A 21,773-nucleotide genomic window follows, 5' to 3' on the forward strand; every position below is an offset into this window, starting at 1 on the left:
ACGGATTTATCCGTCCAATCGTTTTTTGATTTATCGACTTCAGTCGCTAACCATCCATTCAATCACTTGTTCAATGTAATGATCCCAGAAACTCCATGAATGATCGCCAGGTGACTCTTTATAGATATGATCTATTTTCAACTCATTTAAGTAGTTATGCAGATTTAGACTCTCACGGTAAATAAAATCTTCTGTTCCACAGGCTATAAATAGTTCCGGTATCGAGTTCTTTTTAGCTAAAGAAAAGATGTCTTTATCCCGTTCCATATCTTGGTAGGTTTCTGCTCCAATAATAAACTGTATGGCTTGATTCATTCGATTCTCTTCCGTGAGATCATGATCTCTTTCTTGGGACTGAAGGATTTTACTGGAAAGTGCTCCAATCTTAGAGAAGGTTTCGTTGTAGTATAAACCATTTCTCAAAGCACCATAACCTCCCATAGATAAGCCTGCAATCCAAGTAGACTCAAATTCATGAGATAAGTTGAACATGCCTCTTGTTATTCGAACGAGTTCTTCCCCAATATATTGCCCGTAGTAGCTACCATTCTCAAGGTCAACGTAAAAGCTATTTTCACCAGATGGCATGATCACTGCGATATTGTATTTTGTAGCCAGTTCAACGATCCTTGTGTTGTTAATCCAGGCATCAAAGGCATCATTCCAGCCATGAAGTAAGTAGAGGGTCTTAAACGGTTCGACTTTCTCGTCGTTTTCGAATTCTGATGGTAAAATTGCTGCGAATGGAACTTTTCGCATCAGTCTTTCAGATTGAATATTTCCGTATATAACTGCCAATAGTATTCCTCCTATGTTGTACATGCTGTATTTTATATTAAGCGTTTACAATTTAAAAAGCAATAGTATCTGTTTGCTTTTCTTAAACAAAATAAAGACCTTCCTGACTTTAAACTGTGAAAGGTCTCTACTATAATCAACTATTCTTTTTCTACTTGCTCACCATTTAAAATCAATTTGTATGTTAACTCAGCTTTAAGTGAATTGGCTACAGAACAATACTTTTCATCACTCAGTTTAATAGCGCGCCAGACTCTACTGGCTGGAACGTCCCCGTCCACGTGTAAGATAATCAGAATGTTCTTAAAATATTTAGGTGGCTCTTCATTTCTTTCGCCATCTGTTTCGATTTCAATTCGTTCTAATTTATCTTGGTAAGGTTTAAGAATCATATACATATCAATGCCCATACATCCTGCCAAACCGCCGAGAACAGCTTCCATTGGTGAAACACCAGATCCTTCTCCACCAGCAGCTTCCCCTGCATCCATTTTCAATTCTTTTCCATTACTATTGTTCATTGTAAAGGCAAGATTGCCTTCCCATTTTGTTGAAACCTTCATAAACTCACTCCATCTCTTGAATCTACTTACATTATAAATAATACGCTCTTACTTTTCTATAGTAAAATACAGACTCTACTCCAGATCTAAACTATCTTCCAAGTCATCTGGATAAACAATTGTACTAAACACTTCACCTGTAGCTTCATCTTGAACTTCAAATGTTGAGGATAACTCCTCTGGATTTCGCCCCTCAAACACTTGATAGTAAAGCGCTTGAATCGCTAATCCAAATATCCCAAAGCCATCAAATCCTGATTCATAGACTTCTCTGTCTACGATAATTGAAAATTCGCTAAAATCATTATTGTACTCTATATCTTTAAAAGACTGAAAATTTTCATCCGTTTTTAACTCTTCCACTGAATCAGTGATGGTTTCTCTCATTTCGTCTAGCAAACCTTGGTGTTGAGACCTAGACATTTTTATGGTCACTGTTCCATCCTCGTTTTGAGTGATGTTCGCTTCTTCCAAAGCCAGTTCATCTGGTTCAAAAGTCTCCGATAATTCTGCAGGCAGTGTCAGCTCTGTACTGAAAAGTCCTTTGTCCACTTCTATACTGCCTTCATTACTAGTCTCTTCTTCAACTTCCGTCTCAGTTGCCTGATTTTCCGTATTTGTTTCTGCTTTTGTTTCTTGAGCCGATTGTTCTACTTGTTCTGTTTCGCTCGTTTCATTTCCACATCCTGCTAGTAAAATTGCTAGTATTGAAGCGCCAAATAGGCGTTTTATGATTGTCATCCACTCATCCTTTTTTTCTTTCATTATAACAGAAAGCCTTTTTATCGTGTGAAAATTTTTGTGGAGAAAACTCTTGTAGTCAATGCATAGCTTGTATCAACTAAATTTCCATAGTACAATAAGTTCGTTCGTTTAAAACTGACTCTATAGCTCAGTAGGATAGAGCAAGTGCCTCCTAAGCACTAGGTCGTGGGTTCGATTCCCTCTAGAGTCGTATATGTAAAAAAGAAACGCGCTTAGACATTAATTGTCTAGGCGCGTTTTTTAACGATTAAGAAACCATTTTCTGACCTTTTTTCTGCATTTTGTACATTTCAGCGTAAGAACCATCTTGTTCAAGAAGTGAATCGTGGTCTCCTTGTTCAATAATTTCACCTTGGTCTAATACAAGAATTTGATTCGCATGTTGAATCGTTGATAGACGGTGAGCGATAATAAACGTCGTTCTGCCTTCTTTCAATACGTCCATAGCATGTTGAATGATATCTTCTGTTTCTGTATCAATAGAAGACGTCGCTTCATCCAAAATCAAAATCTTTGGATTAAAGGCTAAGGCTCTCGCAAAAGAAATCAGCTGACGTTGACCGGAACTTAAGGTGCTCCCTTTTTCTACAACAGGTTCATCTAGTCCTTTTTCGAATTTACTGAGCATATCGTCACCACCAACATCTTGCAATGCTTTCATTGCTGTTTCTCTAGAAATTGCAGGATTGTCTAGTGTGATATTAGATAAGATGGTTCCTGTGAACAAGAATGGATCCTGCAAGACGATACCCATCTTCTCTCTAACGGATTGTCTTGAATAGAGCTTCGTATTTTGTCCATCGATTTCAATCGACCCTTCTTGAGGATCATAGAATCTGAACAATAAGTTCATAATCGAACTTTTACCAGAACCTGTATGTCCAACTAAAGCAACCGTTTCTCCTGGTTCAGCAGTGAATTGAATAGTTTTCAAAACTTTTTTCTCATCACTGTAACCAAAGCCTACGTTAGAAAACTTAACGCGACCATTACTCATCGTCATTTTTTCTGTAGCATTCTCTTCTGGCTCTTTATCCATCAATTCAAAGACTCTTTCACCCGCAGCAACTGCTTGTTGGATAAAAGTCATTTGTTGAATGGTTCCTTTGATTGGCTCATAAAGTCTGGAGATATAATCACTGAACAAATATAGCATACCAACCGAGATTCCAAGTGCTCCATTAATGTATTGCGTACTGAAGTAAACCATTAAAGCGAGTAAAGTAATTCTACGTAAGAAATCCGCAATGGTAAATTGAGAACTTGCATCCAAGATGACGTATTTCTTCATAACGTCGTACCATTCATCATTAATTTTAGAGAATTCTTTATCTGTTTTCTCTTCTTGCTCAAAGGCTTGAATGATCGACATGCCTTGAATGGATTCGTTGAATTTTGCGTTCACTTCAGAATTCAAATCACGCTCTCTACGGTTGAACTCACCCGCAAATTTACTATAAAATTTTGCCCAGAAATACATAATTGGAATCAGGACCAACAGGATTAAACCAAGTATTCGGTTAAACAATGTAATGGCAATAAAGGTCCCAATCACATACATGATGTTCATTAAAACTTGGCCAATTGCGGTTACGTAAAATTGCTGACGCAATGATTCTGTATCATTCGTGATTCTTGCCACAACTTTTCCTGCTGGTAAATTATCAAAATACTGAACAGGTAATTTTTGTACCTTTTCGTAAACTTGATCTCGAATCATCTTTACTGATCCGTTAGCAGCTTTCATACGAATAATTTGACTGAAATAACGGAAAGCGGCTGTTGAAAGCATTAATGCTGCATAAATCAGAACCAATTGCAATAGTGTATCTCCAAAAGCTTCTCCTGTTTCTGCAGCTGGTGTAATCACATTATCAATAATTCTTTGTGCAATGATAGGGGCACCTAAATCTGTAATCGTTGAAAATAGTAGTAACGAAATTCCGATACCAAATTGCCATTTAAAATACTTCATATATGAGAGGAGTCTTTTAACTGTCTTCATTATTTCACCTCTCCTTCCTCGTCTATAGCTTCTTTTGATTTCACTTCTTGGCGCAAGAACTGTTCGTAATACCAGCCTTTTTGCTGAATCAGTTCTTCGTGTGTACCGCGTTCTGCAATACGACCATTATCCATCACAATGATTTCATCCGCTTGTTTGACTGCTGAAAGTCTATGCGTTGTGATAATTGTCGTTTTGTTTGCTCTTACTTGTTGAATATTTGAGATGATATTCTGCTCTGTCTTTGCATCGACTGCTGAAAGTGAATCATCTAAGATCAAAATTTGCGGATCTTTTATCAAGGCACGAGCGATAGAAATTCTTTGTTTCTGCCCACCAGAAATCGACATCCCTTTTTCACCGATCATTGTATCTAATCCATGTTCCATTTTCTTTAAATCTTCTTCAAATGAAGCATCTCGGATACTCTTCATAATTTCTTCATCGTTCGCCCCTTTTTTACCGAAGGCGATGTTTTCTCTTACACTTCGACTGAATAAGACGTGGTCTTGCGGAACGTATCCAATCATTCTTCTGAGTTCAGGATCTTGATAATGCGCATAAGCATGTTGACCCATTTCAAATGATCCTGTTCCTGCAGGATACTGATTCAATAACTGACGAATTAACGTCGTTTTACCAGATCCTGTTTTACCAACAATTCCTAGCATTTTTCCTTTAGTTAAGTCCAAGTCCAGATTTTCTAGGTTGACCGATTCGCTTGAAGTGTAACGGAAGTCAAATTGATTGAATTTGATATCTTCTACTTCAGTGATCGTTTCTTCCCCTTTTAAGTCGAGTCCATCCGTTGCATTTAAGATTTCCTCGACACGGCGCATGGAAGCACTCCCTTGTCTAAGAATCAAAATCAGTTCCGACACAGCAATCAATGGCCAGATCGTCATCCCGAGGTATAACTGGAAAGCAATCATGTTTCCAAGCGTCAATACACCTGAAGCCACTAGATAGGCACCGTAACTAAGCGCAATCACAACACTGAGTGCTTCAAAGAATTTAACCGTTGGACCGAATACCGCACCTGTTTTTGCAACGCGATTATTCTTATTATATAAATCTTCTGTCTGTTTTCTGAATTTCTGGATAAAATCTTCTTCTTTGACATAAGCTCTAATCACTCTTGTGCCATCGACCATTTCCAGAACATCTTCATTTACTTTAGAAAAAGACTTTTGTGCTGTTTCATAGCGTTCATCAATTTCAGCACCTTTTTTTCTAAATACATAAATCATTGGCAACATCGGTAAAATTGTCGCTGCAGTGAGTGCCCAACTTACCGATACCCCCATCATCGTGATTAAGATACTCAAGTATACGGTAGAAGTCATTAAAACCTCCATTCCGTATCCAGCAGTGTCTGCTAGAGAACGGATATCCTGAGTTCCTCTTGCCATTAAATCTCCGGTTCTAAATTTTTCAAAATAAGGTGCTCTCATTCTTAACAAATGGCGCATCATTTTACTACGCATCTGATTCTGTAACTTATAAGCTCCAGAGAACAATCCATATACCCAAGAGAAATCGAGCAAATATGTCAATATGATCAAAGCGATGAAGCTGATCACATAAAACTGAAGTCTCTGCATATCCATAACATTTGTTACGATATCGTCAATCATTCTTCCGACAATATTGGGAATGAGTACAGCACACAAATTTCCTAACCCTAAGGCAATAAACGATAGCGTATATTGTAAGGCATTTTCTTTAAAGAAAAATTTCAATTTCTTGATTACATCAAACATAAATTCATCCTTTCGTCCTTTTTCAAAATATGAATGGCTTTGTCTTTTTATACGCGCAATGGTGAATCAACTTCAAAGTTATAACTCTTGATTTCTGAACGTCATAAGTGCGAAAGCGTTTTATTACGCATAAAAAAACACAGTCTACCCCTCACTATGAGAAATAGACTGTGGCAACTATGTGTGTTTCTTGAGATCACTAGATTGCACACTGACAATCTAATCTACAAGAATCATTTACCATTCTACTTTGAAAAAGGAGGTTTTTGGTCGTAATATATTAACGTATAATGTCATTTGACTTTGCTGTACTTGATCTATAATTAAATTTTTCATCGTACAGCCCCTCCTTTTCTATGTAATGTGAATTCGAGATAAATGTTGACATACTAGTATGTTCAAATAAATCTCTTGTCAAAAATTACTATACAGAAATTTAAAATCAAATACAACCCTTAATTCTAATCTTTTTCGAAAAAAGTTAAAATCGTCTCTTTTTACAATTAGTTATAGTTTGAATCAAAAAAAAATCCTTACTTACTTGGGGTCTGAAAAGTGAGTAAGTAAGGGCTTTATTCTATTCGATATCTTCTCATCAAGGATTGACTAAGCTCAAAGCGTCAGATAAAATTTTTTCACCATTCATCTTACCGTAATCTTTGATGTCGATGACTTCTACAGCTACATTTGATCCTTGAAGTTGCTTACGTACTTTAGATTTCATATAACGAACTTGTGGTCCTAACAGTACCATGTCTAATTCTCTAGAACCAAATTGCGTCGCTGCTTCGTTCGCCGATACTGCCGTAATTGATACTTCTAAGTCTTGCTCTTTAGCAGCTCTCTTCATTTTTGAAACAAGCATAGTCGTGCTCATTCCTGTCGCACATATGAGTAAGATAGATACTTTTGTCATATTTGACCCCTCCTTAAATCTCCTTGATTGATTAAGTGTCAGATTTGTATAGAACAAACCACTTTTAATCAATCACCCAACTTACTTTTCATCATCGAAGGATAAATCAGCATTTTTTCTAAGTTTGAAGAGTGTACGGTTAACGGCTTTTCCAAGTTCCGTCCATTTTTTAAGGCGTTCTTTTGTTTCTGGTTCTTCTATTCTGTGAATGACATCTGCAAAGATTCTTGCTTCTTCAAACAAGGTATTTTCCGCGGCCGGATGAATCTTAATTTCTTTTATGCTTGAATCCTTCGTACTGATTTCTTCTAGTTTATCAATACCTACAATTGAGTTGACTCTCAATGTCTTTTCTACACTATAAATTTCTGTTGGTAATGTAGACGTAGCGGTCTTTCCAAATATTAAAGTAACATCAAAATTAGTGTAGCGGAGTATCGCTGTTCCTTTGCCATCTACACCTGTTCTAATCTTCTGAGCAAAATAGTAGACCTCTTTTGGCTCACCAAACCAGCTTACTGCTGCATATAGTGTGTAAATACCTAAATCCATTAAAGCTCCACCTGCAAACTTAGTTGAAAAAATATTTGGCTCTTCCCCTTCTAGCACCAAATCATATCTTGAAGAATATTTCATATACGTTAATGTCGCGCCGTGAAGCGTTTCTAGATTCTGGATTTCTTCTTTAACTTTGTTGAAGTTTTCTTCATGAATATGTCTTGCCGCCTCAACTAGCACAACGCCTTGTTCTTCAGCAATTCGGCTCGCCTCTTCCCATTGGTCGGGATTTGTGAAGGCAGGCTTCTCAACGATAATATGCTTGCCAGCCTTTAGACCATCTATCGTTTGCTTGTAATGCAAGCTATTAGGGGATGCGATATATAACACTTCAATATCTTGATGGTGAATGAATGCATCATAATTATCCATGGCTTCTTTAGAATGATAAGGTTTCCCAAAGGTTTCTGCTTTACCTAGAGATCTTGAATACACTGCACATAGTTCGTATTTCCCCGTTTCTAGTGCTGCTTCAACGAATACTTCACTGATATGACTCGTTCCAATAATACCAAGTTGTAATTTTGACATCCCATTCATTCCTCTTCTTTTTTAAGTTAAAGTGATTACGACGATTTCTGGACGATTGTTGATTCTGAAAGGAAAACTAGAATTACCAAGACCTCTGCTGATGATCATTCTTTTAGACTGATCTTCTTCATCTGAAAAGATGCCATAATCAAATTTTGGAAATAAACCTTGTCCTGGAGCAATGGCGCCTCCGATGAATGGTATTCTCATTTGACCAGCATGCGTGTGACCAGATAGCGTTAAACTTGGTGCTTTTGTTTTATCATCTAGGTATTCTTTAAAATGTTCCGGACGATGCGCAAGTAAAATTTTAGGTTGTCTACTCATTTCAGCGGTCAACTCTATATATTTTAATATAGGTTTGGGAGTTTCTTCATCTTTGGGACGTTCTGCTAATCCCATTAGAACAATTCCACCTTCTTCTTCATTGAAAGTGACCCATTCTGCTTCATCTAAAAGTAACCTTACGTTAGAACTATCCAATATATGTGTTAAATCTTCAAAATTTACTGTCTGAATATCATGATTACCGGTTACCATATAAGTTGGTGCGATTGCACTTAACCCTTCACAAAGCTTTCGAATTGGAATATTATCTAAATCAGACTGCTCTGATTGAACTAAATCCCCTGTAATAACGATTATATCTGGGTTTTGAGCTTTTATTTTTTGTACGATATGATTCACATATCCCACATTATATCTTAGCTTGAGATGTGTATCGGAAATCTGTACGATTTTCTTTCCTTTAATATTATTATGTAGCTTCGGTATGGTTACTGTATACTCATCAACATCCAAATAATAATTTTGTAAATAAAGATAAACTATTAGACCAAAAACCAGTACAATCAAAATTAACAACCATTCCATCTATCTTTTCCTCCTACGCTATCTTCGTTTCATCTTATCATATTTATTCTATATGAAGAGAAACCTCTTTCGACAGCTTACTGAATATTTTTCAGCTCTGACGTTGTTCTTATTATACCATAAAAGCTAAAGGCTATCGGTTCAGAACTTGTTACAAGAATCTTCTTAGCAAAGCTGAATTCATCCTTTCTAAAACAAAAAGACCAACCCCCTCTGCGTACAAATAGGTATGGCCTAGATTCATTTAGATCGACTTTTAAAAAATGTTATTTATTCAATCTAAGAAATTCAAAAGAAATGCTTCTAATCAATTTACGATCTGAACAAGCTTTCTCGATCAACAAAACTTTGTCTACTTTCATTTCAAACAAGTCTTCTAGTTTCATATGGTGTTTCTTAAGCACTGAGTCTAGCGGAACATCAATCTCTCCATCTGCATTCTCAAGAACCTCAAAATCTTCGATACACAGTTCTTTTGATTCTGACACAGATTCCAGTACATATATAAATTTTCTCTGTTGATTTTGCATAGTGAGATTGCCTTCCTTCATGATGATATTGATCTTCTATTAACTGTTTAATATTTCCGAATTTCAAGAACAATAGTTATGATATTAAAAGATTATACCGCAACCTTTTTCATCTGTCTGTGTCAAAATTAAGAACTCAGCTACCAAAAATAGTATTCGTCAAATTTCCGTCTAATTTACAATATAATAAACATTAATAAAAAATGAGAACGCTAGATAAAATGATTGTCAATAGATACACAATTACAAATATTCATAATGGATTAATTCATATAAATCATTTTAATATTCACTTTTCTTAAGTGAAATGCTATTAAACTTCATTTACTTAAGTATATTAACCGTCTTACAGAGCTTATCACGGTTAAAGCGCCTTCATCGTTTAATTATAAATGGTTATGATATTAATTAGATAATTATATTGATTTCTCTCATTTTATAACGTAGACTAATGAGAAATCAGTTTATCTTATTGCCATTATTTTATAATAATTTTCCGCAAGGACTTTACTGTCATTCGGTAACTGATTTTAAATCATTTATTAAAGGAGATTAACTATGAAAAAAGAACGTGAACAATGGGGATCCCGTTGGGGGTTTATCTTAGCAGCAATGGGTTCGGCTGTTGGGTTAGGAAATATCTGGAGATTCTCTTATGCAATGGGTGCAGGTGGAGGTTCTACTTTCTTAATTATCTATCTACTCAGTGTATTGATTATCGGTTTCCCAGTTATGCTGATTGAATTTGCAATTGGTCGTCGCGCTCAAACAGATGCCATTGATGCTTTCAAGAAATTAGCGCCTAAGTCTTTCTGGGTTGTTGCTGGAGGAATGGGTGTGCTTGCGGCTTTCGTCATTCTTTCCTTCTACGGAGTTATCGGTGGTTGGTCATTTAAATATATTTTTTCTTACCTCACTGGAGGTGTCTCAGGAAATACTGGGGACTATTTCGGAGAATTCGTCGGGTCACCTATTGAACCAATTGGCTGGCAATTCCTGTTCATGGGTGTGACGGTAGCTATCGTTATGCTTGGTGTTCAAAAAGGGATTGAGACTTCTTCCAAATGGATGATGCCCATTCTAAGTATTCTTTTAATTTTATTAGCTGGATATAGTTTGACGCTCGGCGGTGCTAGTGAAGCATTGACTTTTATGTTCCATCCTGACTGGTCGGCTTTTGGAGACCCTAATGTTTATTTTGCAGCCGTTGGTCAAGCCTTCTTCACATTAAGTCTTGGTATGGGAATCATGTTGACTTATGGGAGTTATTTAAGCCCTAAAGAAACGCTTACTTCTTCAGCTGCTTATATTATTATACTTGATACTTTATTCGCGATTATCGCTGGACTCGTTGTATTTCCTGCTCTATTTGCTTTTGATTTAGACCCTACTCAAGGTGCTGGTCTAGTGTTTGTTGTATTGCCGACTATCTTCCAAAACATTAGTGGGATCGGGGCTGTAGTAGGTGTGGCCTTCTTCGTCTTGTTGGCATTAGCTGCTCTATCTTCAGCCATTTCACTTCTAGAAGTTGTTGTTGCTTATCTAATCCGTAGACTTGGTGTTTCTCGTAAGATTGCTACTTTGGGTATCGGATTTGTGATTTTCCTAGTAGGTGTTCCTTCTTCATTAAGCCAAGGTGCTGTATCTATTGAAGTATTTGGAGATTCATTCCTGGACTTTATGGATAAATTCTCCGGTAACCTATTGTTACCACTTGGTGGCTTGATCATTGCCCTTTACGGTACGTGGTCTTGGAAATCAGATGAACTACTCGAACACACTGATTTAAAAGGTAACGCTTTTGCTCCAGCAATCTTGTTCTTTGCTAAATATGTTGCGCCAATAGCTATTCTAATCATTTTAGTATTTGGAATGTTGAACTGGTAATAAGATCAATAGACAGAAAAAAGGCTGACCACATTAATATGTGATCAGCCTTTTTGTTTTGCTTTTTATAGTGAATCTGTTGGATTCTTACTGTTTTCATTACCTGATTTATTTGCTTCTTCATCAATTTTACTGTCAAGGCGGGCAAGTTGTTTCTTAGCAAACTCGCGTCCTCCAAGACCAAACGATAAAGCAAATGCTACAGCTAGTCCACCAATGATAAAGATGAAGGCTGCTTGTACAATATCAGAAGCAAAGTTCAGTTGGTCTAACGCCATAAAGATCGAGAATACGATCAAAATGTATTTAGTTAATAGGCCAGCTAGTAAGCTTCCAGTTGCACTCTTGATTCCTGATGAAAGTAATTGTCCACCAATGAAACCAAGACCGATAATAATCGCAGCGAACAATACGTTTGGTACGTATCCGATAACGACGCTTAAAATCGCGTTTAACATAACAAGGTTCAAGGCATTCAATGCTTCTACTAAGAAGAATAAACCAATTAGTACAGCAACTGTTTGTCCAATGATTTTTGCAAGGTCAATGTTCACGTTACTAGACTTTTTAAGATAAGTTGAATATTTGTTGATTCCAGTGCTTTTCAATAGATCTGTTAGAATCATTCCAGCAAATTTTGCTAGAGCAAATCCAACGATCATTAGAACGATTGCCACTAGAATATTTGGAATAGACGCTAGAATTGTATTTAATACTGCGCTAATTGGTTCAGCAATTGTATTAATATTCAACACTTCTAGTGCTACTAAGATAATCGGAATTAAAATCAAGAAGAAAACAATGTTACCTAGAACGGATGCTAATGTCCCTTTATTTTTCTCGATTTCTGCTTCGTCTGTATTGTTTCCAGTCAACTTAGAAAGGTGTTTATCGATATTTGCTGCAAGTCCTAAATTATAGACAAGATTCTTAACAAATCGAGCGGCAAATACACCTAAAATCAATACAATAGCTGCGGCAATGATATTCGGAATGAAGCTCAATACCGTGTCAATCATATTCATGATTGGCTGACCAATTGATTCTAACCCGAAAGTTGAGAAGATACCTGGCAAGAATAATACCCATACAAGATAATATGCAATTTTACTGATCGTATCAATCAAAGTATGTGATTGCTCTTCTGTATTTGTCGCACCCCATTTCTGGAAGTGTTTCTGGATACCGATTGCTTTTAACCCTTTAGAAATTGCCTTGCTTACAAGTGTCGCTACAATCCAAGCAGCAATAATAAGTACTATACCTAGTAGCAACTGTGGCAAGAAGTTCAAAAATGTGTTAAAACCATCTTGAACTGTGTTCGTCATGTTGTTCATAATGTTATCCCCTTTACTTTTTATTTGATTACTACTACTAAGTATATACAGGGATTGAATTTCTGACAAACAATATGCATTTCTAATGCATATTGAAAAGCCGATCAGCTTTAGTTTTCAGCTAATCGACTCTTAAGAAGTCCTTATATTTTATCGATATATTGGTAATGTTCTGGTTTTTCATCAAAGTAGAATACGCCAACTCCACCAATACCTAAGTGCGCTGCCAGTACAGCACCAATATCTAAAATTTGTGTAGTGACATTTGGTAATGCTTTTTTAATCATAGCTTCTAGCTTTTCAGCCGCTTCGATATCATTTACATGACTGATTGTCACTAATTGATCATCAAACGTCCCAACACCTTCTTTTACATCCTGAATAATTCGCTTATAAATTCTTTCTTTACCACGAACCAATTTTTTAACAATGATTCCGGTATGATCCACTGTTAAATACGGTTTTATATTTAAAGCTGTCCCAGCTACACCTGCAACTTTAGATAAACGACCACCCTTTACCAACCAATTTAAGTCATTCAAAGTGAAATGATATTTTATATGCTTAGTATTTTTACGAGTTTGATCTACGACTTTTTCAAACTGCATCCCACTTTTGACCATTTCTAAGGCTTGAAACGCTAGCAACGCACCTCCACCTGATCCTCCTAGAGAGTCTACTAATTCAACATTCATTTCGGGATGATTCACTTTGTATTCATTAATGAGTGAATGAGCAACTTGAAAGGTTCCTGAGAACTGACTATAAATACACAAGTACAAAACATCATCTCGATTTTTTCTTGCTTCATCTAGCAGCTCCAATAAAGATTGAGGCGTAATTTGAGAGGTTTTTGGTAAAATTCCTTTACTCATATGTTCGTGGACTTGTTCCAACGAAATCTCTTTCTGATCTAAGTAATCTTTATCTTCAATGATGACACTAAGAGGCAGAAATTCATAGGTATATTCTTGTTTCATAAATACATTTTGATCGATACCAGAATCAATAATGACTTTTATCATTGGTCTCACACCTTTCTTTCAGTTAATTGTTTAACGGTTTAATATATCATCAATTTGTTCAGAAGTTAACTTTTCATCGTAGTACTTGTTCCAAATCGTAGAGAAATAGACAGATGATGCATGACCGTAAATACGTATTGCATTTTCTTTCCACTTCTTCAAGATTTCATAGTCTGATACTTCTTCTTTTTCTGCTTGTGCTTCGACCAGTAAGCTACTGTCAATTTCGAAACTCACTTCTTCTACTTCTTCGTCATGCCATAAAGCTGTCCAGATTTCATCTGGAATGACAAGTACGAGCATCTCTTTTTGCTGGTAAACAAAGAAAAATCCTTTAGTGATCAGCGGCGCAAGGACTTCTATTTGTTTCACATTCTGAAACCCCAATGCCTGTTCTACTTGATCACCAAATTGGCTAAGTAAATCTTCAACAACTGGTTTATAAAACTGACTAAATTGTTTCTGGATAGATTCAGCCAATACTTGAATTAATTGGTCTTTTTTCCAGCTCTTTTTGGTTTCTACCTTTAGTTCACTGGCTAACGTTTCACATTGTACTTTTGTATAGTTATTCAGATTTTCACTCAAAGAAGAACAAACTGCTTTCTTGATTATTGGAAATGCTACTTGTTTACTCACTTTTACTTCATCCTTTGCTTCTATTCATTTAACTTAACTTGTTCTGACTAGTAAGCTAATCGATCAATATCTGTGATTTCGACTTCGTAGTTGGCTTCTATATACTCTATGACTTGATTCAGAATTTTTTCACAAAGCACACTATTATTGCCTACGATACCAAACCCGATGACTGCTCTATTTTGCGTATCTAATTCATCAGTTTCTGCTACACTTACATTAAACTGATTGGATACCTTTTTCAATATGCTTTTAACGACACTTCGCTTGTCTTTAAGAGAGTAAGCATCATAAATCAGAATAGTCAGTTCGATTCCCATTAACTTCATTTGTCATTCACCTCTTAGATTGTCATTTTTATTATTTAACAGCGGCTCTTAGGTAAAATATTCCATCTATATTATCATACCATATTCTGTTATTCTAATAAAATTCAGTCTGGCTTTTACCAGTGTAGCTTCTTTATCGTATCTTGTTCTTTCTTATAAAAATGAATAACTTGATATTTAAGATCAAATTCAGTATCTTCTATAGTACCTATATTATTTGAAGGAGCTTTTTATGAAAATCCATCCATCTTTTGACTTAAACAAAATCTCCTTCGTTGCGAAAGGTGTAGCTGTGGGTACGGTTGTAGGTATTGTAGTTAGTTTGTTTCGTTTTACAATTGGCCTACTAGTGACCTATACGCGAGATGCTTATGATTTTATGCGATTAAATCCCGCCTGGATTCTTGCTTGGATCCTCTTTTCTTTAGTTGTAGCACTAGTTGTCGCTAGACTCATTCGTGATGAACCAGATATCAAGGGGGCTGGTGTCCGCAACCTCGAAAGCCAACTTTACGGTATCAGTGATATAAATTGGTTTTCTATTTTTTGGCGGAAATTGATTGGTGCCAGTCTATCGATTGGCTCTGGACTCGCGTTAGGTCGAGGCGGTCCGTCTGTTCATTTAGGTGGTGTCATCGGTAAAGGTGTTAACAGCTTTTTCAAAGGAAATCGTTCGCAAGAAAATATTCTAATTTCTTCAGGTGTAAGTGCAGGTTTATCAGCTGCATTCAATGCACCTCTTTCAGGCGTGATGTTCATCCTTGAAGAAGTACACCATAAGTTTTCCGGCACATTACTTTTATCGGCTTTTACATCATCTATTGTTGCGAACTTTGTTGCACTGCGCATTTTTGGAATTGAACCTGCTCTAAGTCTAGAAACGGCCATTCGATTCCCGGTTGAGCACTATTTACACTTAGTCATTTTAGGGAGTGCATTAGCTATTGTTGGTAGAATCTATCAAGAGGTTCTAATTCATTTACCCACTTTATACAATAAGTTACCATTTCCTCCTCATTATCATGGCTTGATCCCGTTTCTACTCGTTATACCAGTCGGTTTGTATTTGCCGACTATGCTTGGCGGCGGAACAGATATCATAGATATTATCGACACGAACCGTTTGTCAACTTTATTGCTGATAGGTATCTTTTTATTCCGTTTCATCTTCTCCCTAGTGTCTTATTCTTCTGGACTACCAGGGGGAATCTTCTTTCCAGTTCTCTGTATAGGTGCTTTAGTGGGCGCTATTTATGGTAATCTTGCGTTGGATTATTCTAGCATTGACTCGATTTATTACCAAAATTTTATTATGTACGCAATGGGTGGCCTCATGACTGCAGTGATTAAAGCTCCTTTGACGTCAATCATTTTGATTGCAGAAATCACTGGAACTGAAAGTCAATTGATGCCTTTGAGCTTGGTTTGTCTTTGTACGTATGTTGTAGCAAATTTTTTAGGCTCAAAGTCTTTATATGAACGCTTAATGGAAAATGCTACGAAACAACTAGAATCTAAACCAAACGGTGAAAAAGTAGATGTGACCATAATTGTAGAAGCCGATCAATTTTTTGATGGGTTAGCTTTCAAGGATCTCAATTTACCGGAACACGCACAACTCGTTGAAATTTCCAGATATAAAGAAACTTTTATTCCAGGAGGGGATACGGTGCTTCAAGCTAATGACGAATTGATTATCCAATGCGATAGCGGCTTGGTTCCTAGTCTTAGAAACTATTTACTCAAACACAATTAGACGATAAGATCTCTTCAGTCAGAGATCTTATCCTTTTTTATTCATTTATAAAGTTTATAATTTCTTTGAACTTTAACTTATAAAATATGCTAGAATGTATTAGGATATTCGAACAATGTATTTAAACAAAAAAGGAGATCGTTATGCAATACATATGGATGATAATTAAAGGTATAATTATTGGGATCACAAATGTGATACCAGGTGTTTCAGGTGGTACAATGGCTGTTTCTTTCGGGATATATGATGATGTTATACATGCAGTAACTCATTTAAAAAGTGAATTCAAAAAAAGTGCGCGCATCATTGGTCCACTAATTATTGGGGCTATTCTTGGAATAGCTGGTTTTTCTTATTTTATCGAGATGCTACTCGTGAGGTATACGCTTGCTACAGCAGTCGCTTTTATTGGTCTGATTTTAGGTGGATTACCGATTCTCTGGAGATCTTTCCAGAAAAGTATGGTCCAAGAAAAACAATCAATGAATCTGTTGCATCTACTTTTCTTCTTGATCTTTTTTGCAATCGTTGCTTGGATGGCATTCGCTGAAACTGGTGGCGCTACTGGACAAACGGTTTCACTGACTTTCGGTCACTTGCTAGCACTTTTCTTTGTAGGCGTGATTTCAGCTGCAGCAATGGTCATTCCTGGTGTGAGTGGTTCTTTACTGATGTTGATTCTTGGTTACTATTATGCTGTGATTTACACGATCAATCAGTTTACTGGAGCCCTTTCTTCATTTGATATGAGCACATTGCTACCCTTTGGCACTCTTTTAGGTGCTTATGCATTAGGTATGCTTATTGGAATTATCTTGATTAGTAAAGCCATTGATTACTTTTTCAAAACGAAACCAACCTTTACGTATGCAAGTATTTTAGGTTTAGTCGTGGCTTCTCCAATCGCAATTTTAACAAATACGAGCGCAATTCCAGACTTACAATCTGGTAGATCTATCTGGTATTATCTATTGACCGTTGTTTTAGGAATTGGATGTTTCTTGTTGACATTCGCTTTAGGAAATACAGAAGATACTTCAGAATAAAAAAAGACACTTGCTAGGTACCGATATGAATCTACTGATTCTCGGTTCCCGCAAGTGTTTTTTTATAGAATAGCTTGTACTCTTCCGACTTGATCTTGTTCTTCCAGCATCACTTTAATTCCGTGAGGATGCTGCGGACTGTTCGTCAATATTCTTTTGACGTGACCTCTCGTCAGCTTTCCTGATCTTTGGTCTTTTTTTAAAACGATATCGACTAATGCGCCGATTTTAATCGTATCTCTTTTCTTTCCATCCATTTAATCCATTCCATTCTTATTTGATATTGTTGAGTCCATTACAGCTTGGTTCGTAAAATCAGTTGACTTTTGGGCCTTTGATGAACTTTCTTCTTCGTCTTCTTGTTCTTCTAGAGACTTAATCAATTGATTCATTTGCTGTATTTCTTCTCTTTGCGTTTCTATTATACCATCTGCAAGCTCTCGAACTCTAGGGTCAGTTATTTGTGCACGTTCACTTGTTAAAATTGCAATCGAATGATGCGGAATCATTGCTTTCATCCATGAAGTGTCGTCCACAGTCTGCTGGCTTCTTACAAGCCACAACGAAACCCCAAATAAAAAAACTGAAGCAGCTAGAATGATTTTATTTAGTTTCTTGTTTTTATACATTTTCCACATAAACAGCATCATAATAAAAGCCATAACGGATCCCATCATCATAGCCATAAAGAGTCTAGTTTGACTGAATCTTACATGATCGAATTCGAATACGTTCAAAAACATCATGGCATACATAACGACTGTAGATGTCAGAATCATCAGTCCAAATTTCAAATACTGTCTCATAGTTATTCTCCTCACTTTATTTTTCTAAATGCTTTTTGTATAACTGTTTTGTTTTCTCATCAAAAGCAACGAGCGTTACTTCAATCTCTATAGGAGAATTTTCTAGTTTTCGTCTGATCGTTTCAACTGCTATTTCTGCTGCTTCTTCTGCTGGATACCCGTAGATCCCTGTACTAATTGCAGGAAAAGCAATGGATTGAATGCTTTGTTTTTCTGCAATATCAAGAGCATTCTCGTAACAAGCTGCTAGTTGCCTTTGTACTTCACTAGAACCCTTTTTATAAACTGGACCGACTGTATGAATCACGTATTTTGACGGAAGGTTGAATCCTTTTGTCCATTTAGCTTCACCTGTTTTAGCTCCATTCAGTTTTTTGCAGGCTTCTAACAGCTGCGGCCCCGCCGCTTTGTGTATTGCACCATCTACTCCTCCACCACCTAAAAGCGAAGAGTTCGCTGCATTGACAATGGCATCGACAGTTAGTGTTGTAATATCTCCACGCCATACTTGGATTGTTCCATTCATGATATGCCCTCCTATTATAAGGTCTCTTTGTTAATCCTAATACCAATAGAATCCTTGTGCAAATAAAAAGCTTAGCCAATTGAAGGCTAAGCTTTTAGGTATTCAATTTAACTCATTAACTCTGCTCTGTTGTATCGACTTTCCTACCAAGAATGAACACCATTGCGATCGTTGCTGCAAAAGTGATTGGTAGTATGATCCAAATGTTCAATCCCATTGCGGATGGAAGATATCCGAATACGATCGAAATCGTACCAACAGCTAGTGCATAAGGTAATTGCGTCTTCACGTGATCAATCAAGTTAGATCCAGCACCCATAGAAGACAAAATCGTTGTATCAGAGATTGGTGAACTATGATCTCCAAATATCGCTCCCGTTAATACAGCACCTGCAGACATGATGACAAAGTCTGGATTTCCAGGTTGTAAGGCCGTTGCTAGTGGTATAGCAAGCGGCATCAGGATACCCATTGTTCCATAAGAAGTCCCTGTTGAAAACGATATGATTGCACCCAAGATAAAGATCACTGAAGGCAGTAAAACTGGAGGTAAGGTATCACCTAGTAAAGAAACAAGGTAATCAGCTGTTCCCAATTCGTTCATAACACTTGATAATGACCAAGCAAGTAATAAAACAACGCCCGTAATCATTAATGTCTTCATCCCATTTACCCAAATTTCAATCCCTTTACTGAAATTGAATAAATCTTGTGTAACACCCATAACTAAAGCGATAATACTTGAAATCAAAGCTGCCTGAAACAGTACAATGGACGCATCAGAAGCTCCGAATGTTTCTCTAATCGTTTCAAAAGATAATGGAGAGTTTATAATGGTTTGCGCAAGCATACTATTGTCTCCACTAAGAATTTCTGAACGACCATTCATATAGAATCCTAGGAAGCTAAATACAATCAGACTTCCAATTGGAATCAATGCGTTCCAGATAGAAGCTTTATCTTTATCCAAAACTTCTTGTTCTTCGTCTCCTGTTTCAACTTCGGAAGTTTCATCTACCAATAATCCGGTGTCTCTGGCTCTTTCTTGTGCTTTTTTCATTGGACCAAATTCTCTAAGTGTTAAAGAGGTCACCACTACGAAAAGGAGCATCAAAATATTGTAGAAACGATAAGGAATCGTTTGAAGAAATACGCCGTATGCATTCACTTCTTGACCGATAGATTGATACGCATCATTGATTAGACCAACTTCGTACCCGATCCAAGTTGAAACCAGTGCAATCCCAGCTATCGGTGCTGCAGTAGCATCGATTATAAAAGCCAGTCTTTCTCTTGAAATGTTCATTTTATCAGATACTGGTCTCATGATTGGTCCAACAATTAGTGCGTTCGCATAATCATCGAAGAAGATCAAAATTCCTAGCGCCCATGTGATCATCTGCGCGCTAATTGGGCCTTTGGCTTTTTTAGCCAAACTTTCCGCTACAGCCTGTGCACCACCCATACTCGTGATCAAAGCGATTAGACCACCAATCGTCATAACTTGTAGAATAATCCCAGCATTCCAAGGATCTGCTAGTGAATTCAGAATATAATCCACTATATCCATAAAGCCATTAAAGATTGCCATTAAAATATTGGTATCATTGTAGAATTGCATGATAATGGTTCCGGAAAAGATACCAACAAATAATGATAAAACCACATTCTTAGTTACAAACGCAAGAATAATTGCAATAATTGGTGGGATCAACGTTATCCAGCCGATCGAATTTGCTAAACTTGATTGTACTTCTTCTGCATGTACCGTCTGAGGTAAAAACAGAAAGATGGTTGTGAGTATCAAACTCCATGTTAAGTGCTTTTTCATCTGTCTTCAATCTCCATTTTCACTGTATTTGTTGAAAAAGACTGCATAGAGGTGCAGAAAATCGTTGTTTTTACATAAAAAAAGAGCACTTAAGGCAACAATCACCCTAAATGCTTTAAAATTCGCAATTAGCCTGATAGTGCTCCACGAAAACATCGTGACAGTGATCCGCTTTTTAAGCGGAACTCCAGCAAAAAGAGATTGACTATCTCTATCCACTTCGGCAAAGAACCCTTTTTGATTCAATCAACGGGAGTCACCCTACTGAATCATACTGATTTTCTTCGCGCCTCTATCTCTATTTAATTTCAACGTTTATTAGTGTACAAGGAATCTGTTTAGATTGCAAGGTCCTTTTTTTCTATCTCTACAACACTATTATTGAAAATCAGACCAATAGTATAAGTGTTTTTAGTCGTCTATTTGATTCTATCGGTACTATAAAAAAGCTATGGAGCATCTCTAATAGACGTTCCATAGCTCACTTATTAATATGATTTGACCAGACCGCCATCAATCAAAATGTTTTGACCCGTTAAATAGGTATTTGCACCAGAGACTAAAAATACAGCCGTCTTAGCAAACTCTTCTGGTTGTCCATAACGCCCTAAAGGAATCGATTGCTCGATTTGATCTGTCACTTCTTGTTGGGTTTTCCCTTGTTTTTCTGCTTTTGCAGCGTCTAGCTGAACAAGTCTTTCTGTTTCTATACGTCCTGCACCGATCGTGTTGACCAGGATATGGTGAGCTGCTAATTCTTGAGACAAACTTTTAGATAATCCCGATATGCCCATTCTAAATACGTTCGATAACGTTAACCCATCGATTGGCTGTTTGATTGATGAGGAAGCATTGTTCAGAATATGGCCGCCTGTTTCTTTCAGATCTGGTAGTACTGCTCTAATGGTTCGGATAAAACTGAACAATGTGAGGTCGAAGGCTTTCTGCCAGTCTGTGTCATCGAAGTCTTCGAATGTTCCGCTTGGTGGACCACCGGCATTATTGACAAGGATAGAAATTGGTCCAAACGTATTACGTGTAGCCTCAACTAGATTCTGTATACTTTCTGCATCCGTAATATCAGCTACTGTATAATCTACTTTACCTCTAGCCGTTTTGAGAATGTCTTTTTTCGCTTCTTCTAGTTTATCCATACTTCTACTCGTGAGCATGACGTTAGCCCCTTCTCTGGCTAATTCTGTCGCGATTGCTTTTCCAAGCCCTGTACTAGAAGCTAGAACAAGTGCTGTCTTCCCAGTAAGCTTCATATCCATTTGCCTAATCTCCTC

Annotated in this window: 21 protein-coding genes, 1 tRNA gene and 1 riboswitch; of the genes, 4 read left to right on the forward strand and 18 right to left on the reverse strand. The window is 36.9% G+C overall.

What is annotated here, in order from left to right; all coding sequences use genetic code 11:
- Nucleotides 1-39: 39 nt before the first annotated feature.
- The 3 genes from VXN63_RS04185 to VXN63_RS04195 form a co-directional block, all read right to left on the reverse strand.
- On the reverse strand, nt 40-798 hold the full coding sequence (locus VXN63_RS04185) for an alpha/beta hydrolase (protein ID WP_327756721.1): 759 nt from the start codon (nt 796-798) through the stop codon (nt 40-42).
- A gap of 140 nt (nt 799-938) precedes the next feature.
- Nucleotides 939-1,361: an OsmC family protein gene (locus VXN63_RS04190; RefSeq protein WP_327756722.1), complete on the reverse strand. Its 423-nt coding sequence runs from the start codon at nt 1,359-1,361 to the stop codon at nt 939-941.
- A gap of 75 nt (nt 1,362-1,436) precedes the next feature.
- A complete protein-coding gene (locus VXN63_RS04195; RefSeq protein ID WP_327756723.1) occupies nt 1,437-2,102 on the reverse strand; it encodes a hypothetical protein in 666 nt (221 codons plus the stop codon).
- A gap of 140 nt (nt 2,103-2,242) precedes the next feature.
- Here VXN63_RS04195 and VXN63_RS04200 point away from each other — a divergent pair.
- Nucleotides 2,243-2,316: transfer RNA gene (locus tag VXN63_RS04200), tRNA-Arg, on the forward strand.
- A 57-nt stretch (nt 2,317-2,373) separates the two neighbouring features.
- Here VXN63_RS04200 and VXN63_RS04205 read toward each other — a convergent pair.
- The 6 genes from VXN63_RS04205 to VXN63_RS04230 all read right to left on the reverse strand — a co-directional run bounded on the left by VXN63_RS04205 (nt 2,374) and on the right by VXN63_RS04230 (nt 9,302).
- A complete protein-coding gene (locus tag VXN63_RS04205; RefSeq protein ID WP_327756876.1) occupies nt 2,374-4,134 on the reverse strand; it encodes an ABC transporter ATP-binding protein in 1,761 nt (586 codons plus the stop codon).
- Nucleotides 4,131-5,894, reverse strand: a complete 1,764-nt coding sequence (locus VXN63_RS04210) for an ABC transporter ATP-binding protein (RefSeq protein WP_327756724.1) — start codon at nt 5,892-5,894, stop codon at nt 4,131-4,133. The genes VXN63_RS04205 and VXN63_RS04210 overlap by 4 nt, the downstream gene beginning before the upstream one ends.
- A 595-nt stretch (nt 5,895-6,489) precedes the next feature.
- The gene (locus tag VXN63_RS04215; RefSeq protein WP_327756725.1) at nt 6,490-6,810 is read right to left on the reverse strand and encodes a PTS sugar transporter subunit IIB; all 321 of its coding nucleotides are present in this window, start codon (nt 6,808-6,810) and stop codon (nt 6,490-6,492) included.
- A gap of 81 nt (nt 6,811-6,891) precedes the next feature.
- Nucleotides 6,892-7,899 (reverse strand): Gfo/Idh/MocA family protein, encoded by a 1,008-nt coding sequence (locus VXN63_RS04220; RefSeq protein ID WP_327756726.1) that lies wholly within the window; start codon nt 7,897-7,899, stop codon nt 6,892-6,894.
- Between the two features lie 21 nt (nt 7,900-7,920).
- Nucleotides 7,921-8,772, reverse strand: a complete 852-nt coding sequence (locus VXN63_RS04225) for a metallophosphoesterase (protein WP_327756727.1) — start codon at nt 8,770-8,772, stop codon at nt 7,921-7,923.
- Nucleotides 8,773-9,038: 266 nt separating this feature from the next.
- Nucleotides 9,039-9,302 (reverse strand): hypothetical protein, encoded by a 264-nt coding sequence (locus tag VXN63_RS04230; protein ID WP_327756728.1) that lies wholly within the window; start codon nt 9,300-9,302, stop codon nt 9,039-9,041.
- Between the two features lie 558 nt (nt 9,303-9,860).
- On the opposite strand from VXN63_RS04230, the gene VXN63_RS04235 reads away from it, so the two are divergent.
- Complete coding sequence (locus tag VXN63_RS04235) at nt 9,861-11,189, forward strand: sodium-dependent transporter (RefSeq protein WP_327756729.1); 1,329 nt, start codon at nt 9,861-9,863, stop codon at nt 11,187-11,189.
- A 65-nt stretch (nt 11,190-11,254) separates the two neighbouring features.
- On the opposite strand, the gene VXN63_RS04240 is transcribed toward VXN63_RS04235, so the two are convergent.
- From VXN63_RS04240 to VXN63_RS04255, 4 genes are all read right to left on the reverse strand, one after another.
- Nucleotides 11,255-12,526, reverse strand: coding sequence for a mechanosensitive ion channel (locus VXN63_RS04240; protein ID WP_327756730.1), 1,272 nt, complete (start codon nt 12,524-12,526; stop codon nt 11,255-11,257).
- A gap of 143 nt (nt 12,527-12,669) precedes the next feature.
- Nucleotides 12,670-13,551: a DegV family protein gene (locus tag VXN63_RS04245; RefSeq protein ID WP_327756731.1), complete on the reverse strand. Its 882-nt coding sequence runs from the start codon at nt 13,549-13,551 to the stop codon at nt 12,670-12,672.
- A gap of 30 nt (nt 13,552-13,581) precedes the next feature.
- Nucleotides 13,582-14,190: a hypothetical protein gene (locus VXN63_RS04250; RefSeq protein WP_327756732.1), complete on the reverse strand. Its 609-nt coding sequence runs from the start codon at nt 14,188-14,190 to the stop codon at nt 13,582-13,584.
- A gap of 47 nt (nt 14,191-14,237) precedes the next feature.
- On the reverse strand, nt 14,238-14,519 hold the full coding sequence (locus VXN63_RS04255; protein ID WP_327756733.1) for a DUF503 domain-containing protein: 282 nt from the start codon (nt 14,517-14,519) through the stop codon (nt 14,238-14,240).
- Nucleotides 14,520-14,751: 232 nt separating this feature from the next.
- Between VXN63_RS04255 and VXN63_RS04260 the strand changes: the two genes are divergently transcribed.
- Both VXN63_RS04260 and VXN63_RS04265 read left to right on the forward strand, forming a co-directional pair.
- Complete coding sequence (locus VXN63_RS04260) at nt 14,752-16,275, forward strand: ClC family H(+)/Cl(-) exchange transporter (protein ID WP_327756734.1); 1,524 nt, start codon at nt 14,752-14,754, stop codon at nt 16,273-16,275.
- A gap of 143 nt (nt 16,276-16,418) precedes the next feature.
- Nucleotides 16,419-17,321, forward strand: a complete 903-nt coding sequence (locus VXN63_RS04265) for a DUF368 domain-containing protein (RefSeq protein WP_327756735.1) — start codon at nt 16,419-16,421, stop codon at nt 17,319-17,321.
- 62 nt (nt 17,322-17,383) lie between these two features.
- Here the strand turns inward: VXN63_RS04265 and VXN63_RS04270 are convergent, their stop codons facing one another.
- The 5 genes from VXN63_RS04270 to VXN63_RS04290 all read right to left on the reverse strand — a co-directional run bounded on the left by VXN63_RS04270 (nt 17,384) and on the right by VXN63_RS04290 (nt 21,758).
- Entirely contained in the window at nt 17,384-17,578 is a 195-nt protein-coding gene (locus tag VXN63_RS04270; RefSeq protein WP_225743638.1) for a YwbE family protein, read from the reverse strand.
- Entirely contained in the window at nt 17,579-18,127 is a 549-nt protein-coding gene (locus VXN63_RS04275; protein WP_327756736.1) for a DUF305 domain-containing protein, read from the reverse strand.
- A gap of 16 nt (nt 18,128-18,143) precedes the next feature.
- Nucleotides 18,144-18,653: an O-acetyl-ADP-ribose deacetylase gene (locus VXN63_RS04280; protein WP_327756737.1), complete on the reverse strand. Its 510-nt coding sequence runs from the start codon at nt 18,651-18,653 to the stop codon at nt 18,144-18,146.
- A gap of 115 nt (nt 18,654-18,768) precedes the next feature.
- Nucleotides 18,769-20,484 (reverse strand): Na+/H+ antiporter NhaC family protein, encoded by a 1,716-nt coding sequence (locus VXN63_RS04285; protein ID WP_327756738.1) that lies wholly within the window; start codon nt 20,482-20,484, stop codon nt 18,769-18,771.
- Between the two features lie 129 nt (nt 20,485-20,613).
- Nucleotides 20,614-20,787: riboswitch (Lysine riboswitch) on the reverse strand.
- A 185-nt stretch (nt 20,788-20,972) separates the two neighbouring features.
- The gene (locus VXN63_RS04290) at nt 20,973-21,758 is read right to left on the reverse strand and encodes an SDR family oxidoreductase (protein ID WP_327756740.1); all 786 of its coding nucleotides are present in this window, start codon (nt 21,756-21,758) and stop codon (nt 20,973-20,975) included.
- Nucleotides 21,759-21,773 lie beyond the last annotated feature (15 nt).

The organism is Marinilactibacillus sp. XAAS-LB27 (genome assembly GCF_036039175.1).
GTDB lineage: Bacteria > Bacillota > Bacilli > Lactobacillales > Carnobacteriaceae_A > Marinilactibacillus.